This window comes from Azospirillum sp. B506, from assembly GCF_000333595.1.
Taxonomy (GTDB): Bacteria; Pseudomonadota; Alphaproteobacteria; order Azospirillales; family Azospirillaceae; genus Azospirillum.
Window position 1 is genome coordinate 1 of record NZ_BADK01000013.1, and the last position, 5,526, is coordinate 5,526.

Consider the following 5,526-nt stretch of genomic DNA (forward strand, 5'->3'; position numbering starts at 1 on the left):
GGATACAGCGTCGGGCTGCCCGTGATCGTGGCGCCGGGGTTGGCCCCTGTGGCCGGATCGCCGCTGGCGATCAGCACACCATCGATCTCGAACCAGATCNTGATGGCGGCCAGGTTCGTGGCATCGATGTAGAGGCCGACCACCTTTCCGACAGCGCCCCAGGCCGGCGACCATCCGGTGGTGCCCGATCCATTGACCGACAGTTGACCGGAGTCGGCCAGAGACCAGCAATTGGCACCGCCGATGTGTTGCCCATCGCCCATGGACACTGTGGACGCCGCAAGCCCGACCATCGCCCTGGTTGGGCTTGCGTCGGTCACTTCCTGCCGAAACTGGATGTACCATTTGCCGGTAGTGATCGCGGTGGAGGTTCGCACGCAGGACCAAGCGCCGGTGGAATTTATGGCTATTAAATTGCCCCCTGACAGCGTGACACTTGAGCCTTTGTTTGCAGGGTCAAGCGTCGTGACAGAGGAAACCGTACCGACGACCGACCACGCCGACGCACCGTCGCAGACGATGAAGATGCCTGTGCCGGGCCCGACCCCCACCGCGCCGGCACCGCCGATGGTCTCCGCCCCGGCCGGCTTTACCGTGATCTGTCCGGTGCCGGCGTTATAGACCACCAGCGGGAAGCCATTCCCCGCAACCGTGGAGGCAAGGAGCGACAGCTGAAAGGTGCCGGTACAGGCGAACGTCCTGGATGCGTCTGCAGCTGTGACGGTGTAGGCGGCGGACTTTGGCACCACCGGGAAGGATGTGGCGGAGATGGCAGCCCCGTTGACCAGAACCTTCCCGGTCGCGCTGGTGATGTTCAGGTCGCCGGCGGTCGTGGTGACGGTCGGCGCGCCGCCATTGGCCCCATACAGGGCGACCATCCGGTTTGCACCGGCCGGACCGCCAATCGATGCTTGATTTGCACCGTTGGCGGCAAAGCAATGTGTGCCGCTGCCCTTGGTCGAGTATTGGATATCGATGTTGGCGGAAGCACCGGCAACCGTAACGGTCGGCGCCCCGCCGTTGCTTCCTGTCGTATGGACGTAATTGGTCGCTCCGGCGGTGTGCCCGATGGAGAGCTGGGGCGTTCCGCCGTTGGTATAGAAGATATGGTTTCCAGTGCCCTTCGTATCGTAGGTCATGGAAATATTGGCGTCGGCCCCTGCCGGGGTCAGCTTCGGGGCGGTGCCGGCCGAAGCCCCGTAGAACAGGGGGTAGTTGATCGCGTTTGCCACGGCTCCGACCCGCAGCACCTCCACACCGCCGGCAATCAGACTGAGGCTGTCCGCCCCGCCTACCTGCGCCAGTCCGGTGTTGCTGTCGCCCGTCACCGCCCACCCCGGTGCGGCCAGCGTGCCGGGGGCGAAGCTGGCGGGGGTGACACCGGCGTCGCCGGCCCGGCTGAAGCCGATAGCCACGGGGTCGCCGGCCGCGAAGCCGCCCGGTCCTGTGCCGCCGGTTACCGTGATCTTGCGGTAACCGCCCCCGTCGACCACAGTGCCGCCGACCTGGAATTCCAACCATTTCGTGACATTGGTGCGATGGGCGATCCGCAAGGTGCCCTTCACCACGTTCGTGCTGTTGGTCCAGCGATCCAGCACCGCGGTGATGGAGGTGCCGGATGCGTCCAGGTTGTCGATATAGAGCGCCGTCGCGGCAGCGGAGGAGGCGTTGTTGATGCGCAGCTTGCCGTTGCCCGGATCGGCGTCGGCCGTTGCTGTGTCCCAGCTCAGCCGCACCGCCGGAACGGCGCCACCGGCGGCGGCGGCGTTCTGGTCGGCAAGGTTGGCACTGGTGGCGGCGGCCGACGCGCTGTTGCCGGCCGCGGTCCTGTCCTGCGCCACCGCCTGGCGGTCGGCCGCGGTCGCCTGCACATCGGTGCCCGTCGCAAGCCGGTCCTGATGCACAGCCGTCCTGTCCTGCGCCACCGCCTGCCGGTCCGCTGCGGTCGCCTGTGCGTTGGCGGCGGCATCGGCCCCGCTCGCCTGGGCGGCGGCAAGAGCCTCCCCCATGCCGTTGGCCACCGTGCCGATGTCCTGGATGCAGGGATCCCAGTTGTCGGCCATGCCGCCGACACCGGTGAGACCGCCGGGGTTCTGCGCCGTCTTCTCGTCGCCGTTGTAATAGGTCAGCAGCCGCTGGGCCGCAGCCAGCATGGTGGCCAGCGTCGTCATGTCGTCACCTCGCCAAGGGAAATCGTGGCGGCGCTGTGCAGGTCGTTCAGGTACTTCTGGCTGAAGTCCTCGATGACCTGGAAAAGCCCGCCATAGCGGTAGCAGTCGAAAGCGCTGTCGGTGTCCGGCAGCCACACCGCCGGCCGGTCGGCGTCGAGGAAGGTGACCAGGTCGAACAGGCGGTCGCGGTCGCCGGCCTCATTGACGGTGCGGTCCAGCGTGGCGGTGCGCCGGCCGCGCCCGGGCTCCACCGCCACCCCGCCGCCGGCCAGCTCGGTCACCGTGCCGCCGCGGCGGTAGCCGTCCGCCGACGCACCGACATGGCGGTCGAATGCCAAGCTGTCGCCGGCCCAGCCGAAGCCGATGCGATAGGCCTGCTCGGTGGTGCTGTAGCGGCTGCCGGTCACCCGGTAGGCCGGGCCGTAGATCGTCCAGCGCAGCACCTGCGCGCTGCACAGCGGCATCGTCACATGGATGTTGGTCGGGTAGCGCAGGAACTCCCGGGCGCCCAGCTGGCCCAGCACGGTGTTCTCACCGCCGAAGCGCAGGGTCTTGGGATCGTAGAGCCCGGGCAGCACCAGGCGGTCGATGCCGCTGGCATGCTGGGTGGTGAAGGCGAGCGCGGTCCGCGCGCTGGTCTTGAAGGCCTCCAGCCGGATGCGGCCGGTCTTCCACAGGTTGGACCGGTAGAGCCCGGCATAGGTCAGGTCGATCGGCCGCTCCCACTCCCATTCCAGCACCACCGGCCGGTCCCGGCTGCCGATCCGGGTGGACACCGCGGCGTCCACCAGCGGCAAGGTCTTCAGCGCATCGAGCGGCGCCGTTGCCGCCCAGTCGGCCGGGGTGCCGGCGATGGCGCAGTCCTGTTCCGACAGCTCGTTGATGTGGGCCAGCAGTCCGGTGGCCATGGCTCACCGCGCCACATAGAGGGTGGCGCCGCCGCTGCGGTCGGCGACGGTCCGGCCATAGACCACCACCGGCGCCCCCTCGGCAAAGCCGGCGATGTCGTCCTCCACTGTCACGGTGTCGCCGATCCAGACGCCGGGCGCCCCGTCCAGCGCCGGCAGCTCGTAGAGGGTGGGCGGTGCCGACAGCTCGGCCACCCAGGCCGGCAGCTCGGCCGCGGCGTCGGCGCTGAAGCTCAGGGCGGTCTCGATGGTGGCCACCTTGGCGGCGCTGCCCCAGGCGGCGGCGATCGTCGCGTCGGTGGCCGACGGCACCTCGACCCATTCCTGGGTCCAGCGGGTGGCGTCGGCCGCGGTGGCGTCGGAGGCGGCGCTGCCGGACGGGCCGGGGTTGTGGGCGCAGCGCAGCACCACCTGCTTGGCCGGCGGGTTGTGCTGGCCCTCGACATACTGCAGGCCCGTGCTGGTGCCGGCGGCGCTGCTGTAGGCGCGGACGGACGCCGCGGCGGTCGGACGGGGAACGCGGGTCACCACCAGCTGGCCGGCGGTGCCGACATACCAGCCGCCGCGCGGCACGCTGCCGACGAACCTGGCATAGGCGGCGGCGTGGGTGGTGCCGTCGCCGGCGGCGAGGAACAGGCCGACGGTGCGCGGCACCGCGTCGATGCCGGCGCTGTCCACGGTGCTGGCCAGCCCGGCGCCGGTGGCCAGGGCGGCGATCAGCTCCCCGATGGTGCGGCGGTAGGTGCCGGCGAATTTCCGGCCCAGCACCTCGACGCGGAAGTCGGCATACCTGACCGTGGTGGTGATGATCCCGCTGGCGAGGTCGACCGTGAAGTGGGCGTTGTCCGCCGGCGTGGCACCGCTTTGCTTGACCACCGACACACCGGAAGACCAGCCCCGCGGCACGTCCTGCACCGGCTTGCCGCCGCCGACGGACCAGCGGTGGAAGCCATCGACGATGCCGAGATAGGTCGGCCGCGCCATCGGGCAGTGCCCCAGCGGCAGCTCCTTCAGCGTGTCCTTCAGCTCGGCCGGCCCTTCATAGCCGCCGGTGCCCTTGTAGCGCTCGGTCTGGATCGGGGTGTCGTAGTCGAGGCGGGCGTCGTAGATCGGCAGGGCGATCTCGGTGCGCTTGGGCTTGGGCTGGCCCACCCGGGCGGTCCAGACGGTCACCGCGTCCGCCAGCGGCGCCCCGTCCTCGATCTCGCGCTCGGTCACCGACTGGATGACATAGTCGCCGGTCAGCAGCAGGTTGAGCGGCCGGTCATCGAGGGCGAGGCGCAGCCAGGCGCCGGTGTCGAGATCCTGCACGGAGGCGAAGCGTTGCCCGGGATTGCGGGAGGCCTCGTTGCGCAGCACCAGATCGCCGATCCGCAGCTCGGCCTGCCCGTCCGTGGCCCCCAGGCTGCCGATCGACACCGACGCGTCGGCGCCAGCGGTCACCAGCGGCAGCCAGGTGACGTTCGGCGGGCTGTCGGCAGGGCCGGACTGGTAGCCGGGGAAGCTGGCCAGCGGCAGCCGGTGGCGGTGGCCGCTGGGCCGATGGAACAGGGTCAGGTCGACGAGACGCACCTTCATCAGGCGGCCCTCCGGGTGTTGGCGAGTTTGCGGGGCAGGTCGCTGGTGGCCGCCTCGACGCGGGCCAGCAGGGCGGCGGCATCGGCGCCGATGCGGGCGCGCTGGGTGAGGGCGTCGCGGCCGAGCGCGCGGACCTCGTCGCGCAGGCCCTCGACCGCCTCCAGCAGCTCGGCCACGCCGGCGCCGCCGGCATCGAGGTCGGGACGGCGGAAAGAGACCGTCGGCGCCGGCGGCTCCAGGCCGCTGCCGGGCAGCCGGAGGTCGAGCGCCACCGGGATGCGCCGGCCATCCGGCAGAGGCACATGGGCCTCGGCGCTGTGGGCGCCTTCCGATACCCACGCCAGCTGCGGCCCGTAGGAAATGCCGCCGGTGGCAAAGCCTGGGACACCGGCACCGTGCGCCTGCGCCCGCACTGCAGCCTCGAAGGCGGGCTGATGCCCCAGCTTCACCCAGGCGTTCAGCCCGCTGTCGATGCCGCCGTCGTAACCGGCGGCGCGGACGGCGGCGAGCTGCTGCGCCTGGGTCAGCGCCTCCCAGGCCCGGCCGACGTCGTCCGGTGCGCCATAGCGCCCCCCGCCGGCGATGGCGGTGACGTCGGCGCCGAAGGCGGTGGCACGCTCGGTCGAGGTGGCCAGCCACAGATTGAAGGCCTCGTCGATGTCCCCGCCCCAGCCCATGGCCCGGGCGATGCCGTGCTTCTGCTCGCCCGACAGGCCATCCCAGGCCGACTGTACCGCCGCCGGCGCGCTGTAGTGCGGCCGGTTGTCGGTGCTGCCGGTCAACTGCATCAGCGGCGTCAGCGCCGCCTGCCAGACGGCGTAGCTCTGGTCCATGACGTCGCGCAGGCTGGACAGGCTGCCCAGCTGGCG

Annotated in this window: 3 protein-coding genes and 1 pseudogene; all 4 read right to left on the minus strand. The window is 70.7% G+C overall.

All coding sequences use genetic code 11. The features are described 5' to 3' along the window. On the minus strand, positions 1-2,171 hold a 2,171-nt coding region (locus I71_RS40920), incomplete at its 3' end, for a hypothetical protein (RefSeq protein WP_042688627.1). Beyond that, positions 2,168-3,079, minus strand: a complete 912-nt coding sequence (locus I71_RS00465) for a hypothetical protein (RefSeq protein WP_042688628.1) — start codon at positions 3,077-3,079, stop codon at positions 2,168-2,170. The genes I71_RS40920 and I71_RS00465, both read right to left, overlap by 4 nt. A 3-nt stretch (positions 3,080-3,082) precedes the next feature. Beyond that, the gene (locus I71_RS00470) at positions 3,083-4,657 is read right to left on the minus strand and encodes a hypothetical protein (RefSeq protein WP_042688629.1); all 1,575 of its coding nucleotides are present in this window, start codon (positions 4,655-4,657) and stop codon (positions 3,083-3,085) included. After that, positions 4,657-5,526, minus strand: a pseudogene (locus tag I71_RS00475) (phage tail tape measure protein); the annotation flags it as partial. The gene I71_RS00470 and the pseudogene I71_RS00475, both read right to left, overlap by 1 nt.